The organism is Allokutzneria albata (assembly GCF_900103775.1).
Lineage (GTDB): Bacteria > Actinomycetota > Actinomycetes > Mycobacteriales > Pseudonocardiaceae > Allokutzneria > Allokutzneria albata.
The window spans coordinates 4,964,848-4,979,481 of sequence record NZ_LT629701.1 but is presented as its reverse complement, the minus strand read 5'-3'; the positions used below and the strand labels follow the sequence as shown (position 1 = coordinate 4,979,481).

Annotated in this window: 16 protein-coding genes; 8 read left to right on the top strand and 8 right to left on the bottom strand. The window is 69.2% G+C overall.

Annotated elements, in window-relative coordinates; all coding sequences use genetic code 11:
* The first annotated feature begins 58 nt into the window (after positions 1 to 58).
* Positions 59 to 514, top strand: coding sequence for a hypothetical protein (locus BLT28_RS22330; protein ID WP_156050764.1), 456 nt, complete (start codon positions 59 to 61; stop codon positions 512 to 514).
* 209 nt (positions 515 to 723) lie between these two features.
* On the opposite strand, the gene BLT28_RS22325 is transcribed toward BLT28_RS22330, so the two are convergent.
* Positions 724 to 1,359, bottom strand: coding sequence for a TetR/AcrR family transcriptional regulator (locus BLT28_RS22325; protein WP_030428802.1), 636 nt, complete (start codon positions 1,357 to 1,359; stop codon positions 724 to 726).
* 71 nt (positions 1,360 to 1,430) lie between these two features.
* Here BLT28_RS22325 and BLT28_RS22320 point away from each other — a divergent pair, with 71 nt between their 5' ends.
* Genes BLT28_RS22320 through BLT28_RS22310 form a run of 3 tightly spaced genes read left to right on the top strand, consistent with a single transcriptional unit; the run spans position 1,431 to position 3,956 of the window.
* Positions 1,431 to 2,396 carry a sigma-70 family RNA polymerase sigma factor gene (locus BLT28_RS22320; protein WP_211256731.1) on the top strand — a complete coding sequence of 322 codons (966 nt, stop codon included), beginning with the start codon at positions 1,431 to 1,433 and terminating at the stop codon, positions 2,394 to 2,396.
* 22 nt (positions 2,397 to 2,418) lie between these two features.
* Positions 2,419 to 3,072, top strand: a complete 654-nt coding sequence (locus tag BLT28_RS22315) for a CatB-related O-acetyltransferase (RefSeq protein WP_030428804.1) — start codon at positions 2,419 to 2,421, stop codon at positions 3,070 to 3,072.
* Entirely contained in the window at positions 3,072 to 3,956 is an 885-nt protein-coding gene (locus BLT28_RS22310) for a Vgb family protein (RefSeq protein WP_030428805.1), read from the top strand. The genes BLT28_RS22315 and BLT28_RS22310 overlap by 1 nt, the downstream gene beginning before the upstream one ends.
* Here BLT28_RS22310 and BLT28_RS22305 read toward each other — a convergent pair.
* Both BLT28_RS22305 and BLT28_RS22300 read right to left on the bottom strand, forming a co-directional pair.
* Positions 3,943 to 4,788 carry a DUF7192 family protein gene (locus tag BLT28_RS22305; RefSeq protein ID WP_030428806.1) on the bottom strand — a complete coding sequence of 282 codons (846 nt, stop codon included), beginning with the start codon at positions 4,786 to 4,788 and terminating at the stop codon, positions 3,943 to 3,945. The two genes, BLT28_RS22310 and BLT28_RS22305, sit on opposite strands and share 14 nt — an antisense overlap.
* Positions 4,789 to 4,792: 4 nt before the next feature.
* Positions 4,793 to 6,118 (bottom strand): AAA family ATPase, encoded by a 1,326-nt coding sequence (locus BLT28_RS22300; RefSeq protein WP_197683890.1) that lies wholly within the window; start codon positions 6,116 to 6,118, stop codon positions 4,793 to 4,795.
* A gap of 368 nt (positions 6,119 to 6,486) precedes the next feature.
* Between BLT28_RS22300 and BLT28_RS22295 the strand changes: the two genes are divergently transcribed.
* The gene (locus tag BLT28_RS22295) at positions 6,487 to 7,353 is read left to right on the top strand and encodes a geranyl diphosphate 2-C-methyltransferase (protein WP_030428808.1); all 867 of its coding nucleotides are present in this window, start codon (positions 6,487 to 6,489) and stop codon (positions 7,351 to 7,353) included.
* Positions 7,354 to 7,410: 57 nt separating this feature from the next.
* Here BLT28_RS22295 and BLT28_RS22290 read toward each other — a convergent pair whose 3' ends face one another.
* The gene (locus BLT28_RS22290) at positions 7,411 to 8,640 is read right to left on the bottom strand and encodes a family 2 encapsulin nanocompartment cargo protein terpene cyclase (RefSeq protein ID WP_081900220.1); all 1,230 of its coding nucleotides are present in this window, start codon (positions 8,638 to 8,640) and stop codon (positions 7,411 to 7,413) included.
* 363 nt (positions 8,641 to 9,003) lie between these two features.
* On the opposite strand from BLT28_RS22290, the gene BLT28_RS22285 reads away from it, so the two are divergent.
* Positions 9,004 to 10,104 (top strand): sialidase/neuraminidase family protein, encoded by a 1,101-nt coding sequence (locus tag BLT28_RS22285; RefSeq protein ID WP_197683889.1) that lies wholly within the window; start codon positions 9,004 to 9,006, stop codon positions 10,102 to 10,104.
* A gap of 9 nt (positions 10,105 to 10,113) precedes the next feature.
* On the opposite strand, the gene BLT28_RS22280 is transcribed toward BLT28_RS22285, so the two are convergent.
* From BLT28_RS22280 to BLT28_RS22270, 3 genes are all read right to left on the bottom strand, one after another.
* Entirely contained in the window at positions 10,114 to 11,001 is an 888-nt protein-coding gene (locus tag BLT28_RS22280) for an esterase/lipase family protein (RefSeq protein WP_052407149.1), read from the bottom strand.
* Between the two features lie 110 nt (positions 11,002 to 11,111).
* Positions 11,112 to 11,780, bottom strand: a complete 669-nt coding sequence (locus tag BLT28_RS22275) for a phosphoribosyltransferase (RefSeq protein ID WP_052407150.1) — start codon at positions 11,778 to 11,780, stop codon at positions 11,112 to 11,114.
* 5 nt (positions 11,781 to 11,785) lie between these two features.
* Entirely contained in the window at positions 11,786 to 12,079 is a 294-nt protein-coding gene (locus BLT28_RS22270) for a hypothetical protein (protein ID WP_030428813.1), read from the bottom strand.
* Between the two features lie 113 nt (positions 12,080 to 12,192).
* Between BLT28_RS22270 and BLT28_RS22265 the strand changes: the two genes are divergently transcribed.
* A complete protein-coding gene (locus tag BLT28_RS22265) occupies positions 12,193 to 13,152 on the top strand; it encodes a GbsR/MarR family transcriptional regulator (RefSeq protein WP_030428814.1) in 960 nt (319 codons plus the stop codon).
* Here the strand turns inward: BLT28_RS22265 and BLT28_RS22260 are convergent.
* On the bottom strand, positions 13,115 to 14,239 hold the full coding sequence (locus BLT28_RS22260) for a serine hydrolase domain-containing protein (RefSeq protein WP_030428815.1): 1,125 nt from the start codon (positions 14,237 to 14,239) through the stop codon (positions 13,115 to 13,117). The genes BLT28_RS22265 and BLT28_RS22260 overlap by 38 nt on opposite strands.
* A 218-nt stretch (positions 14,240 to 14,457) precedes the next feature.
* Between BLT28_RS22260 and BLT28_RS40330 the strand changes: the two genes are divergently transcribed.
* Positions 14,458 to 14,631: a hypothetical protein gene (locus tag BLT28_RS40330; RefSeq protein ID WP_156050768.1), complete on the top strand. Its 174-nt coding sequence runs from the start codon at positions 14,458 to 14,460 to the stop codon at positions 14,629 to 14,631.
* The last annotated feature ends 3 nt before the right edge of the window (positions 14,632 to 14,634 follow it).

Genomic DNA, 14,634 nt, shown 5'->3' with positions numbered 1-14,634 from the left:
GCGGGCTCCCGCCGCATGGGGAGGTCTTCCCCGGGCAGAAGCCTCGATCCTGTGGGGCGTGCGGAAAACAACGAGAGCGTTCCCGGGCATGGCCACCGCGCTGATCACGATGCTGACGGTGGCCATGCCCGCCACTGCGGGAAACACCGCCTCGGTGGTGGGCAGAGCCGAGATCGACACCCACGACCCCGTGTCCACCTTCGAGTTCACCGTGCACGCCCGGGCCGGTCGCGGAGTCGTCTGGATCGCGCACCACGACGACGAACAGATCGGCTGGCTCGTCGCCCGCGTCGACTGCGTCCGGGTCACCGGTGGAATCGGGGTGGTGACAGCGATCGTGAGCGACGCTCAGGATTTCTCCGGTGCCACGCCGGGAGATCCGATCAGCCTCACCGTCCGCGACGACCGCGCGGGAGACCGGCTCGGGTTCGCCTCGCGGGAGCAGGTCCGCCGGTGCCACGGCCTGGAACCGACGCACGGCATCACGCGGGGCGACCTGCGCGTGCGACACTGACCCTCAAGGTCCCACGGATGGGTGACGATACCTCTGTGCGACGGTCCGTCGCGGCTCGCCGCCTCTTGCCTACGGAGCAACGTTGAAGAAGCACATCCTCCCCATCACCGTCGTGGTCACGATGTTCCTGGTGTGCGGCTTCGCGGTCATCGCCTCCTCATAGCCACCCGCGGTGCGTTGTCCCCAGAACGCGCACCGCTGGTTCATTGCTACTTGACGGCGTAGTCGCCGAGCACAGGCTCCAAGGCTCCGAAGGCGACACGGGCGTAGTCGTCCACGATGCGGGCGATCTCGTCGTTGTCGTGCCCGTCCAGCGTGCGCCGCAGTGTCTCGTCGAAGAGCAGCCGGTGGATGCTCGTCAGCTGAGCCGCGGCGACGCGGGGCCTGATGTCGTCGGGCTCCACGCCGGTCTCCTCCGCGAGCACCAGCGCCAACGCCTTCTCGCGGTCGTCGTGGAACTCGCGCAGCCTCGCCACCAGTGCGGGGCTGTCGGTGATCATGCGGGCGAACTCCGGACCTGAGAAGCCGATGACCGGGTCGTGTTCGGCGACCCCGGCCAGGTAGGCGCGGCGCAGCGCGGCCAGCGCGGACTCGCCCGGCTCGCGATCGCGCACGGTCTTGGCGGGCAGCTCCACGAACACGTCGTGCAGGTCCAGCGCCAAGTCCTCCTTGCGGGCGAAGTAGTTGGTGACGGTCATCTTGGCGACCTGCGCGGCGGCGGCCACCTGGGCGATCGTCACGTTGTCGAAGCCCCGTTCCAGGAACAGCCTGGTGGCGTGGTTCGAGATGTTCTCCCTGGTCTGGCGCTTCTTCAGCTCCCGGAGACCCATGGTCGGCGTGTCCATGCCACGAGCATACATGGGTCGAGACCAAAAATATTCTTGACATATCCTTAGGTCCAACCTAACTTTAGGTCGTGCAGCGTTCGCAGGAGGAAGGGGCCCGCTCGTTGACGACCGCCACGGAGATCAACCCCGGTGCCGCCGACTCGGTCCGGGACTACCTCGGGGAGATCGGCCGCACGCCGTTGCTGACCGCGGAAGAGGAGGTGCGGCTCGGTGAGCGCATCGAGGCCGGGAACCGGGCGCGCGAGGAACTGGCGGCCGGGGCCGCACCGGAGCGGCGGCGTGCGCTGGAACGGCTGGCCGCCGACGGCGACCGCGCCAAGGACCACATGATCCGGGCCAACCTCCGGCTGGTCGTCTCGATCGCGCGGCGCTACCCGGTGGGCGGCGGTGGAATGTCGTTGCTGGACCTGATCCAGGAAGGCACGATCGGCATGATGCGCGCGGTGGAGAAGTTCGACCACCGGCGCGGGCTGAAGTTCTCGACCTACGCCACGTGGTGGATCAAGCAGGGGATCGGGCGGGCGCTGGCGGACCAGAGCCGGACGATCCGGCTCCCCGTGCACGTGGTCGAGGTCCTCAACCGCGTGACCCGCGCCCGCCGCGCGCTGGCGCAGGACCTCGGCAGGCAGCCGACGCCCGCCGAGATCGCGGCCGAGATCGACGTACCGAGGGAGAAGGTCGAACAGGTGCTGCGCAACGGCAGGGAGCCGGTCTCGATGAACGCCCTGGTGAGCGAGGGCAGCGACGTCGAGCTGGGCGACCTGGTCGCCGACAGCGCACCGGACCCCGCGACGGTGGTCACCGACGCGCTGCGCCGTCGCCATCTCGACGCGGTTCTGCGGACCCTGTCCGAGCGGGAGGCGGCGGTGATCTCGCAGCGGTACGGCCTCGACGACGACCAGCCGAGGACCCTCGACGAGATCGGCAGGAACTTCGGCCTGACCAGGGAGCGCATCCGGCAGATCGAGGCCAAGGGGATGACCAAGCTGCGGCACCCCACGCGGACCCGCGAGCTGGCCGACCTCCTCGCCTGACCAAGACCTCGAAAGGATTCCCGTGTCACCTGATCCGACGGCCGTCCACCCGTTGCCCGCGCACGAGCGCGTCGTGTTCCTCAAGCCGCTGATCAGCTCGGAGAAGATCGTCGTCGGCGAGTACACCTACTACGACGACCCCGACGGGGCGACGGAGTTCGAGCACCGCAACGTCCTCTACGGCTACGGGCCCGAGCGGCTGGTGATCGGCAAGTACTGCGCGATCGCCTCCGGCACCCGCTTCCTGATGGCCGGGGCGGACCACCCCACGATGGGCGTGTCCACCTACCCGTTCACGATGTTCGGCGGCGAGTGGGCCGAGCGCACCCTCGACCTCGTCACCGGCATGCCCAGCAGGGGCGACACCGTCGTCGGCAACGACGTCTGGTTCGGCTACCAGGCCGTCGTCATGCCCGGGGTGCGCATCGGAGACGGCGCGATCATCGCGACCGGCGCGGTGGTCACCGCCGACGTCCCGCCCTACGCGATCGTCGGCGGGAACCCGGCCCGCCAGATCCGGCAGCGCTTCGATGACGCCGACATCGCCCGCCTGCGCCGCGCCGCGTGGTGGGATTGGCCCGAGGAGCTGGTGACCGCCAACGCCCGCACCATCATGGCCGGCACCCCGGCCGAGATCGAACGCATCGCCGCCCAACACGGTCTGGAGCAGAACTGATGAGTCGCGTGACCATCGAGGAACACGTAGTCGCGGGCCCGGACAGCGGCCCGTACGCGGTGACGACCGGCGGTGATGGCGCACTGTGGTTCACCCTCGTCCACAGCGGGCAGATCGGTCGCCTGGTGCCCGGATCGGAGCCGAACCTCTACCAGGCCGGCCCCGAGAGCGGACCGACGATCATCACGCCGGGACCGGACGGCGCTCTGTGGTTCACCGAGTACCGCGGTCACCGCATCGGCCGGATCGGCGCGGACGGGGCCATCACCGGCTTCCCGCTGTCCGCCGGTTGCGCACCGTTCGGCATCGCCGCAGGCCCGGACGGGGCGCTGTGGTTCACCGAGAGCGCCACCGACCGGATCGGCAGGCTCACCGTCGACGGGGAGATCACCGAGTTCCCGCTGCCGGTCACCGGCGCGTTCGTCTCCGCGATCACCGCGGGGCCGGACGGCGGGATGTGGTTCACCATGAACCAGGCCAACGCGATCGGCCGGATCGGGATGGACGGCACCGTCACCGTCCACCCGCTGCCCACCGAGGCCGCCGCGCCCGTCGGGATCACCGCGGGCGAGGACGGCGCGCTCTGGTTCGTCGAGATCGCCGCCGGTCAGATCGGGCGGATCACCCCGGACGGCAAGATCGAGGAGTTCCCGCTGCCCGACCGCTCCGCCCGGCCGCACGCCATCACCGGCGGCGGCGACGGCCGGCTCTGGTTCACCGAGTGGGGCGCCAACCGCGTCGGCTCCATCACCCCGGACGGCGAGATCGAGGTGCACGACCTGCCGACGCCCGGCTCGGAACCGCACGGCATCGCGCCCGGGCCGGACGGCGCGGTGTGGACGGCGCTGGAGACCGGGGCGCTGGCCAGGGTCACTCCTCGATGAGCCCCAGCTCGACGAACATCCGGTGGCACCAGTCGAGTGCGGTGTCCAGGTCGTTCCACTGCGTGTCGTCTTCGGCGAGGTAGGGGAAGACGTACGGGTCGGTGACGCCGTCCGGCAGGTCCTCTGCGCGGCACTCGAACGGCGGCCAGCCGTAGTCGGCGGCCCGCATCGCGAGCGCGACCTCCGGCCGCTGGGCGTCCCAGAGGCCCAGCGCCAGCCTGCGGCACATCGCCGGGTGCGCGGTCGCGAAGATCAGCCTGCCGACGTCCAGCGGCTCGCCCGCGGAGATCACCCGCACCACCGCGCTGTACCGCGTCCGGTCCTCCTGGTCCACGATCCCCGCGTCGCCGGACCAGATCTCCACGCTGTGCCCCGCCTCGATGATGGCGGCGCACAGCGTGGCCAGCGCGAGGCCGCGGTTGACGATGCACTCGTGCCGGACCTTGGCGGAGTACGACATCGGGATCACGAACGTGATCACCTTGCCCCGCCGGGAGACCTGCCTCGGCACGGCGTCCACCATGCACTCGGGCACCCCGGCGAGGTAGGCACCGATGTCGACCTCGCTGCCGGTGACGTCCCACGCGGGCTCGAGGACCGTCACCGTGCTGCCGAGCCCTGCCCGCTCGCGCAGCTGCCCGACCGTGATGTCGGCCTCCCGCAGCGCGACCGCCCAGCCGTCCCGCCCGAGCCGCACGGCTTCCTCCCACGACGCCCCCGCCCAGTCCGACGAGTAGCCGCGGGACCTGCCGTTCGTGATCGACGGGGCAGCCGTCGCCGCGTCCAGGAACTCCTGCCAGGACAGCATCGGTGGGAGCACGAAACCGCTCATCGGCTCAGTCCAGTTCCAGCGCACTGCGATGCGCCGGGGACAGGCCGCGGACCACGCGCCAGCGCAGCACCTGCTCGGCGGTGGCCCCCGCCTCGATGAGCTTCGCCCCGTCGATGCTGGTGCGTGGGGAGAACATCACCGGCAGCTGCTTCTCCGCCGCCCTCGTGCGCAGATCGCGGACGAGCTGGAGCAGGTCCCGCACCGCGTCGCGGTGGGACGGCGCGTGCCGCAGCGCGATGCGCTCCTCCAGCTTCTCGTCGATGGGCACGTCCACGACCACGAACCGGTCCAGCGTCGCGGCGTCGAGGGTCTGCCTGCCGACGTAGTGCCGGTCGGCGCCGGTCCCGTAGGTGTTCCCGGTGGCGACGAGCCGGAAGTCCTCGTGCGCGGACACCATCCCGTCGGCGAAGGCGCAGGTGCCCAGCGCCAGCGCCTGGTTCAGCTCCGCGAGCAGCCCGGGATGGCCGTTGTCGATTTCGTCGAGCAGCATCACGCCGCCGTGCTCGAACGCCCGGCGGAACGGTGTGCCGTGGTAGGTGCCGTGCGCGTCGAAGTACCCGAAGACCTTGCTCATCGGCGTCGTCGGCCCCAGCGACAGCGCCTGGAAGTCCAGCCCGAGCGCCTGCGCTGCCTGCTTCGCCAGCATCGACTTCCCCGTGCCCGCCGGGCCGACCAGCAGCACGTGGCAGCGCGCGTGCAGCGCCGTCAGCAGATCGGGCAGCACCGCGTGCGAGTCCGTCCCCAGGTCGACGGTCCCGCGCTCGGGGAGCACGACTCGCACGACGTTCGGGGTGAACTCCTCCAGGAGCTGGTCGACCTCCCGCTCCACCACGGAACGGATCGTGCCGATCACCCGGTCCTGCTCCTGCCGCAACGCTTCCCCGATCGTCTTCAGCGCCTCCGCCGCGGAGGTCGTGACCACGTCCGGGATCGCCTTCAGCGTCTGCCCGCGGACCGCCTCGGCCGCGCTCTTCTCCGTGTGCCGGGTGAGTTCCGCCCGCAGCTCGGTCACGTCCGGCGTCGCCGCCGCGACGGCCGCCGTTGCGATCTCCGGGATGAGCCGGTCCGCCTCCGAGCGGATGAGGTCGGTGAGCCCGGCGCGCACCTTCTCCTCCACCACCCGCTGGATCTCCGCCGGGTCCGGCCTCGCCTCCGCGATCGCACCGCGCGCCATGTCCGGGATGAGCGCGGCCGCCTCCCACTGGATGATCGCGGGCAGCCGGGCCCGCATGTCGCACTCGACCCGCCACAGCAGGTTGGTGTGCGCGCACATGTTCCGCACGACCGTCTCGGCGAGCTGCATTACCTCGGCTCGGGTGCTGCTGCGCAAGGGTCGCTCCTCCAAGACCGCCGTCGGTGACCGCACGATCAGAACCCGGGCGGATCGGGAGGGGTCCCGGAACCCGGTTTTCGCCTGTCGCCTGAATGGCCCTGCGGCACCCGCCCACCTGCGATGATCTCGTATTCGGTCACCCATGGTGACGAGGGACCGTGCTTTTTCGCCCGGCTGTCGCAATGAAATAACTCTGAGCCCGAAAAAGTGCTGCTCACACCTTCGGGTGACTGTACTCCCCGAGAATTGCGATGCTAGCTTCGAAATGCCTTCGGGCTTCTCTCCCGAATATCTCGGAATTGTTTCGCAATGGTGTCTTCTTGTCGTTTCCCGGTAATTCAGCGCGTCTTCGAAGGAGTCCCAGCATGACCGCGACGCACTCCACGGCCACCGCCAAGCCCGTGCTGCGCAGCGACTACCAGCGCTCGGTCGCCGAATACTGGAACAACGAGCGCGACCCGGTGAACCTGCGGCTCGGTGACGTCGACGGCCTTTACCACCACCACTACGGCCTCGGCGACTACGACCCCGCCGTGCTGGAGGCGCCCGCCGAAACCCGCGAGCAGGCGATCATCGCGGAAATGCACCGGCTGGAGACGGCGCAGGCCGACGTCCTGCTCGACCACCTCGGCGACATCGGGCCGCATGACCGGTTGCTGGACGCCGGGTGCGGTCGCGGCGGCACGAGCATCATGGCCAACCTGCGGTTCGGCTGCGAGGTCGACGGTGTGTCGATCTCGGAGGAACAGGTCGCCTTCGCCAACGAGCGCGCACGGGAGCGGGGCGTCGCCGACAAGGTGCGCTACCACTTCCGGAACATGCTCGACACGGGGTTCGAGACCGGCTCGCGCAAAGCCATCTGGAACAACGAGAGCACGATGTACGTGGACCTGCACCAGCTCTTCGCCGAACACGCAAGGCAACTGGAGATCGGCGGTCGCTACGTCACCATCACCGGTTGCTACAACGACGTCACCGGCGGCAGGTCGAAGGCGGTCAGCCAGATCGACCAGCACTACACGTGCAACATCCACCCGCGCAGCGAGTACTTCAAGGCCATGCAGGCCAACAACCTCGTGCCGATCGCCGTGGTGGACCTGACCCCGGCGACGATCCCGTACTGGGAGCTGCGGGCGAAGTCCTCGGTCGCCACCGGCATCGAGGGACCGTTCCTCACCGCCTACCGCGAGGGCAGCTTCCACTACCTGCTCATCGCCGCCGACCGCGTCTGAGCCCACCGCGCACGAAGGGGCCGCCCGAACCCGGGCGGCCCCTATTCGCGTCCAGGGCTACGCGGCGTTGACGTCGGTGTCCTTGTCGGAGTGGTAGCGCCGGGACGTCGCGTGCCACTCGCGGCTGCCGCCGCACCACGCCCAGGTCTCCGCGAAGAACCGCCGCAGCATCGGCGAGCCGACCAGGCTCAGCGCGGCCGCCTCGGCGACGAAGCGCTTCATCAGCTCGTTGTGGATCTCCACCGTGCGCTTGACCGCCTGGCGCCGCGAGCAGCCCTCCTGCTCCATCAGCGCGATCGGCAGGCTGATGTCGTCGTCGGCCTCCTTGCTCATCGAGTGCAGGTCGTTCAGCAGCACGTTGGCCATGCCCGCCATGGTGAAGGCGCTGCGCACCCGCGGGTCGTAGAACTCCTGCGGCGGCAGCTCGTACCCGGCGACCGCGTCGATCAGGATCATCGGCGGCAGGTAGCTGTTGTGGTGCCGGTGCATCAGGTACTCCCACACCGCGGGCCGTTCGCCGGTGACCCGCCAGCTCGCGTTCTGGTCGAGCGTGGTGAACAGGATCGCCATCTGGTGCTGGAAGCGGGCCATCTGCGTGACCGTGGTGTACCGCGCCAGGTGCTCCATACCGCTGCGGAAGGCCTTCGAGATCGGGTCCTCCTCGATGTGCCGACGCAGTTCGTGTTCGTAGCGGTGCGGCAGCGGCACCGGGTCCACCACGCCGTAGAGCAGGCCGAAGCGCGCCGCGGTCCGCCTGGGGTCGGCGCCGACGTCCGCTTCGTCGAGGTAGTAGTCGTCGGCGGCCCACTCGGCCACGACCACCTTGGTCGCCGCGAGCAGCCGGTCCGGGTCGTCGGTGCCGGGGTGGGTGAGCATGATCAGCCGCCCGAACCCGCACGAGCGCAGGTGGTCCGAGCGCCCGGCGTAGATCCCGACCTGCTCGGCCCACTCGACCAGGCGTTCGTTGACCTCCTCGCCGAGCGCGGGGTCGTCCCGCACCGGGCCGGGGCAGAACAGCTCCGGGATCTCGTCGTCATCGCCTGCGGAGTCCGGCTCCGCGGCGGGGTCCGCGGGCGGGTCGGGGCGCAGGAACGGCAGCTGGGCCGCTGACATGCCCAGCATGCTCGGCTGCTCGGTCACGAAGACCAGGCTGGACGGGGTCACCCTGGGTGGATCGCTCAGCAGCGCGGCCAGTTCACCGGACGGCGCCGTCGCCATGTCGGACAGCACCGCGGCCGCTCGCCGGGCCAGGTCGTCGGTCGCGTTCGGAGCCCAAAGGCGCGACATCAAGGACATGCTTGTTCGAACCGCCTCTCCATCGCCGTCGCTGGCCAGTAAGCCACGTCCGGTGAGGGCACGGGGGAAGCTCACCCGGATGCGCGAGGCGTTCACGCGGTCGGGACGCGGCGGTTACGGTCCGCCCGTCGCATCTGTCCACTGTGGACGAGCGAGCGATGATCTTCCGGCATATGCCAAAGGGTGTGAAGGTCGCCGAACCGATTCCGCCTGCGCGCGGCCCGACACCCTGCCACGCAACCGAATCCACCAGCGGTGACGGCGCTCGGACGCACCCTGCGGAATACAGCCGATCGTGAACGCGAGCTGCGCCGGTGCTTTTCCCGGAGGCCGCACCGGGCCAGGATGCCCGCTGTGCTCACGAAAACGCTTGCCGTAGTCGCGGCCGCGCTGCTGCTCGGGGCCACCTCGCAGCCCGCGGCGGCCTCCGTCTCCGTGGTCGCCAAGATCGTGCAGGAGCCGGGTGAGTTCGAGGCCAGGTTTCCCGACGTCATCAAGCTGGACGACGGCAGGCTGATGGCCGTGTGGCACCGGGCCGCCGAGCACCAGGGGGAGGTCGGCACGATCCGGCTGTCCTTCGGCAGCGCCAACGGCCGCACCTGGGGCGCGCCCACGCCCGCGCTGGCCGCCCCGGGGTCGATGAACGGGATCGACACGCGTGACCCGAAGCTGGGCAAGATGCGGGACGGCAGCGTCGTGATGACGTTCTTCGTGCCCGGTGGCAAGGTCTGCTACTCGGTGTGGAAGCCGGGCTGGACCCGCTTCACCGATCCTCTGCAGCTCGCGGCGCCCGGCATCAGCACCGGCATCTACAGCCACGGTGGCCCGTTGGCGCTCGCCGACCGCGGCACCCACGTCGACCAGGTGCTGATCCCGGTCTACTCGACCGGAGCGGCCGGCGGCGCGCACTACATCCAGGCGACCTGGCGCCCCACGGCCGATCCCCGCCTGCTCGTGACCGGGTCTCACAAGATCATCACCAACAGCAACCCGCCGGGGCGCGCCTACCAGGAGCCGAGCTTCGTCCAGTACGGCGACACCGTCGTCGCGGTCATCCGCGCCCAGCAGGACGGGAACGGCTCCCCGGCCGTCGTCGCCAGGTGGAACCCCTACACCGCGAAGCCGGAGTTCGCGTACCAGAGCTTCACCGGTGTGCTCGCCAACTCGCACCACCTGCTCAAGACGGCCAGCGGGAAGCTGTTGTTCACCTACGGCGACAGGGCGCAGGCGAGCCGTCCCACCGTCGGAACGCTGATCAACAATCCGACGGGGACGTGGGCCAGAGGCAAGACGGTTCCGCTGTACAACTCCGGTGCCGCCGACCAGGCGAACCCGTCCAGCGTCGAGACCGCGCCCGGGACGTTCCTGACGCTGGGCTACAACGCGAAGAAGAAGACGGCGTCACCGACCGGCGGCACCCTGTGGGTCATCGAGAGCCACACCGCCGACTACTGACGTGACGCGTCACCACTTGTCCGCGTAGTAGATGGCGAATCCCGCTGTGTGCAGGGGGGACCAGCCCTTGCTGGTCTCCTTGCCCTTGTCGTCCTTGAAGTAGTGGTTCCAGTACCGCAGGTTCCACTCGCGGTGGTAGCGGTGCTCGGTACGGATCGAGCTGTGGGTGACCTTCACCTTGTTCGTCGCCAGGTACTTGATCTTGTGCCCGGCGGGTTGGTTGAGGTCGATGCCCGAGTTCGCGCTCACCGTCTCGTCGTCCTCCGAGGAGACGAGCGTCCAGTCCGTGCGCTGTGCCGACTGCGGGTTGTGCCGCAGCGAGCCGAGAAGCGCCGAACCAGGGCGCATCTCCCGGCACTGCAACCACTCCGTGCTCCGGCAGTCGAAGCCTTGGTGCGGCGTGCCGAGCGTGACGACGTCCTCGATGTACAGGTGCGGCGGGAAGCCCTTCGCCTTCGTGGCCACTCCCGTCAGCGCGGCGCGCATCACGAGCCCGCCCATGGAATGCGCGACCACGTCCACACTGCGCCCGTCCTTGGCGTAGCGGTTGTGAATGTCCCACGCGACCCTGCGACCGACTTCCATGATGGAGTCGTTGTAGGTCAACGGGTTCTTCGCGTCCGCGAGGTTGATGTCGCAGTTGGTGTCGCGTGACTTCTCGTTGGCGTAGTAGTAGCCCACGGTGTGGATCGGACCCGTCCAACGCCAGTCACGCAGCTTGCCTTTAAGCGTGTTCCACCGGCTACCGCAGTCGCCGTAGGTGTAGCCGTGCACCAGGTACACGGGCTCGTTCTTGCTGTCACCGCGTTTCGGTGTTCCGGCAGCCGCGCTGTGCATCAGCATGTCGACGGATTCCGGCAGCTGGGCGACGTCCGGATCGGCGTCGCTCTGCTGCATGGCAGCGAGACTCACATCTGCCTGTTCAGTGTGGACAGTGCTGTCCGTCCCGCACGCGGCCAGTGAGGCGATCGCGAAGACAGCGGCCAACGGTGCTGCAAGCTTCCGCATCATGAATCCTCTGACGGCCGCGCTCGCTGCGGAGTTCCTGTCCGCAGAGCTTCGGTTACGTCTTCGTCGCTGAGTTGCCGGAAATCGGCGTACCACTGTCCGACTGCTCGGAACGACCGCGGCGCGCGAATGCAGACTATGTCGTCCGCATCGTCTGCGACGGTCTTACGCCCCGTAGGAGAGCACACGGGCACAGCAAGGACCAGTTCCCGCGCACGGTGTTCCCGCAGCCACTTGAGGGCGGCGCGCGCTGTACTGCCGGTGGCGAGGCCGTCATCGACCACGACGACCGTTCTCCCCGTTACGTCCCGCAGCGCACGACCATGCCTGTAGCGCCGAATGCGGGCTTGAACCTCGTTCCGCTCGCGCTCGACGATATCTGAGAGACCGGCCTCGGTGAGCCTGAGGCGGTTCAACGTGCGCTGATCGAACACCGGCGAACCGTTCTCGGCGAGCGCACCGACGCCGAATTCCGGGTGCCCGGGTGCACCGATCTTGCGAGCCACGATCACGTCCAGCTCGCATTCGAGCACCTTCGCCACGGCGATCGCCACCGGCACGCCGCCGCGGGGCAACGCGAGGACGAGGGGGTCCCGGGCGGAGCCGCGGAGACGGCGCGCGACGCGCTTCGCGAGTTTCCGGCCCGCCTGAACGCGATCGGTGAACATCGCGGTCAGCGCATCAGGCGCGTGCTCACCTCGGGGAGGAATCGCTCGTCGTCGCGGTTCAGCTCGCCGAGGTCGATGTCGTGCGGCAACGCGGTTGGCGGCTCGTGTTCGAGCAGGAAAGCGAGTGATTCGGAGACGATCTGCTGCTCGGTCAGTTCCGGGCGCGCGGCCTGCACCCGCAGCTCGTCGGACACTTCCCCGGGCACGACCACACGGTGTCGCGTGGCGATGTCACCCTCGCCCACCAGCGCGGCGAACTCGTGCTCGCCCATCGGCCTGACCTCGACGTGTTGCCTCATCGTCGTCTCCTTCCTGACGGCGGTCCTATCGGCCTACCCGGGTGCCATCGGGGAAAACCGGCCGCGCACGTGCACACTTGTCGCACCATCGAGCGAGGGAAGGACGGGCGCGGATGCCGGGAGGCAGGCTGACCGACCAGGACCGGCGGCAGATCGCGGCCGGGCTCGCCGAAGGGCTCGGGTTCGCCGAGATCGCCAGGCAGCTCGGGCGGCCGACCTCGACGGTGAGCCGGGAGGTGGCGCGCAACGGGGGAGCGGCGGAGTACCGGGCGGACGAGGCGGGCACGAGCACCTGGCGCAGGGCCCGGCGGAGCAAACCGGCCTTCCCCGCGGTGGCCCCCTCCGGCGACCAGCACGGACGCGATCCGCGCGCGATGCGAGAGTTCACCGAGCAGTTCGTCGCGCTGATGGTGCAAACCGGGTTGCCGCGCATGGCCGCGCGGGTGCTCGCCGCGCTGGTGACCACTGACTCCGGGACGTTGACCGCGGCGGAGCTCGTTCGCCTGCTGGCGGTCAGCCCCGCCTCCGTCTCCAAGTCCGTGGCCTACCTCGAAGGGCTGGAACTCGTCCGACGCGAGCGCGAAAGGCCGCGCGGACGCGAGCGCTACCTCATCGACGACGACGTGTGGCTCCAGACGTGGATGACCAGTGCCCGGACGAACCTGATGCTCGCGGAGACAGCCCAACGCGGAGTGGAGGTCTTCGACCCCGCGACGCCCGCTGGAGCGCGCCTGGAGCACATGGCCCGTTTCTTCGCTCAGCTGAGCGAAGACATGACCGGCGGCGGGCTCACTGAGTCCACCGTGCGCGATGTGCTGACGGCCCTCGCCGCGCTCGTCCACGCCGCACGGCCCCTCGCCGTGGACGAGTTGGCCGAGGCGTTGGGTTGGCCCGAAGAACGCGTGGTCGACGCGCTGCGGGACGCAGAGAAGCATCCGGATCTCACCGGCCCTGTCGCTGTTTCGCGCACGGAGGACGGCGACTGCACCGTGGTGGCCGCACCGGATCGGCTCACCGCGGCGCAGCGCGAAGCCCTCAGCTCTGAGCGGCGTATGTCCAGAAGTCGCGCATGAGCGTGGGCGGCGTCGGACCGCTCATCTGCAGCTGACTGAGCAAGATCGTGACCGTGCCCGTTGACGGGACGATGTGCGCCGCCGTGCCCGTGCCGCCGACCCAGCCGTAGCGGCCGGGCACGTTCCACGGATCGATGGCCGCCACGTCGACCGACCCGCCGAACCCCCAGCCCTGTCCTTCCAGGAAGAGCGCACTGGCCTCGCGCTGAGCCGCCGTCGTGTGGTCGGTCGTCATCAGCCGGACCGACTCCGCCGAGAGCAGTTGACGCCCGTCGACTGCGCCTTCGGCGAGCAGCATCCGCGCGAAGCGGTACCAGTCGTCGGCGGTCGAAACGAGGCCACCTGCGCCCGATGCGAACGCCGGGAGACTGCCCCACTGCCCGTTCTGGCCGTCCACCAGTTCGAACCCGTTCTCGCCCGTGCCGTACAAGGACGTCAACCGTTCGCGTTTGGCGGCCGGGACCGCGAAACCGGTGTCCACCATGCCGAGCGGATCGAACAATCGCTCCGCGAGGAACTCCGGCAGTGGGCGGTTCGCGACGCGAGAGACCAGCACTCCCTGGATATCGGAACTCGTGTTGTACAGCCACGTCTTCCCCGGCTGGTGCAGGAGCGGAATGCGCGACAGCGCCGCCATCCAGTCATCCGGAGCGGGCACAACGTGCGGTTGCGGCGGCCCTTGCCGGAGTTCGCTGAACAGCGGCTGGATCGCGGGCAGGGAGAAGTCGGACGGGAAGCCGTGCCCGCTCCGCGAGGTCAGCAAGTCGAACACGGTGATCGGCCTGTTCGCCGGCACCACGTCGTCGATCGGGCTTGCCGGAGTGCGCACGACGACAGGGGAGCCCAGTTCCGGCAGCCAGCGCGCGACCGGGTCGTCCAGCGCGAGCCGGCCGTCGTCCACCAGCACCATGACCGCCGCTGCCGTGATCGGTTTCGTCAGCGACGCGATGCGGAAGATCGAGTCCCTGGCCATCGACCCGCCCACGGCACTGACCTCGGCCTCGCCGCCCCTGGCCACCAGCGCCACCGCGCCGGGAACCGAGCCGTTGTCCACGTGCTCGCCCAGTACGCCCCGGAGATCGCTCATCGGTCCACCTTCCTCTTCCTCGTGTCGTTCAGGTAGACCCTTCGCACCCGCGGAACTCATCGGTCGCCTCCGGGGCGGTATGCGTCGAAAATTCATGAAATGACACGCGAGAAAACATGAAGGATTTCATTTCCTCGTGAATGGCTTGCGAGTGCGGTTCGGCTGCTGCCATGCTGCTTCGGCCTTGACCGAAGTGCGAATGCGTGAGGTGATTCTGAATGTCCGTTCAGCTTGTCGACGCGCCGACTGACGTGTTCTCCGCCGCAGGCGACGTGGAAGCCGAGCTGTCCGTGCTGGCCACTCTGGACAGCGGTGCGGCGGGAGATGTCACGTTCACCTTCCCTACGGCCTTCTCCTCCTTTCCGAGCTGCTGCACGCTCGCCGACTTCTGATCG

What these genes read in the sequence shown, in the direction of transcription:
- BLT28_RS22275 (WP_052407150.1), bottom strand. Translation starts at nt 11,780, where the DNA reads ATGTTCACCGATCGCGTTCAGGCGGGCCGGAAACTCGCGAAGCGCGTC.
- BLT28_RS22260 (WP_030428815.1), bottom strand. Translation starts at nt 14,239, where the DNA reads ATGAGCGATCTCCGGGGCGTACTGGGCGAGCACGTGGACAACGGCTCG.
- BLT28_RS22280 (WP_052407149.1), bottom strand. Translation starts at nt 11,001, where the DNA reads ATGCAGCAGAGCGACGCCGATCCGGACGTCGCCCAGCTGCCGGAATCC.
- BLT28_RS22265 (WP_030428814.1), top strand. Translation starts at nt 12,193, where the DNA reads ATGCCGGGAGGCAGGCTGACCGACCAGGACCGGCGGCAGATCGCGGCC.
- BLT28_RS22270 (WP_030428813.1), bottom strand. Translation starts at nt 12,079, where the DNA reads ATGAGGCAACACGTCGAGGTCAGGCCGATGGGCGAGCACGAGTTCGCC.
- BLT28_RS22310 (WP_030428805.1), top strand. Translation starts at nt 3,072, where the DNA reads ATGAGTCGCGTGACCATCGAGGAACACGTAGTCGCGGGCCCGGACAGC.
- BLT28_RS22305 (WP_030428806.1), bottom strand. Translation starts at nt 4,788, where the DNA reads ATGAGCGGTTTCGTGCTCCCACCGATGCTGTCCTGGCAGGAGTTCCTG.
- BLT28_RS22290 (WP_081900220.1), bottom strand. Translation starts at nt 8,640, where the DNA reads ATGTCGCGCCTTTGGGCTCCGAACGCGACCGACGACCTGGCCCGGCGA.
- BLT28_RS40330 (WP_156050768.1), top strand. Translation starts at nt 14,458, where the DNA reads ATGTCCGTTCAGCTTGTCGACGCGCCGACTGACGTGTTCTCCGCCGCA.
- BLT28_RS22295 (WP_030428808.1), top strand. Translation starts at nt 6,487, where the DNA reads ATGACCGCGACGCACTCCACGGCCACCGCCAAGCCCGTGCTGCGCAGC.
- BLT28_RS22325 (WP_030428802.1), bottom strand. Translation starts at nt 1,359, where the DNA reads ATGGACACGCCGACCATGGGTCTCCGGGAGCTGAAGAAGCGCCAGACC.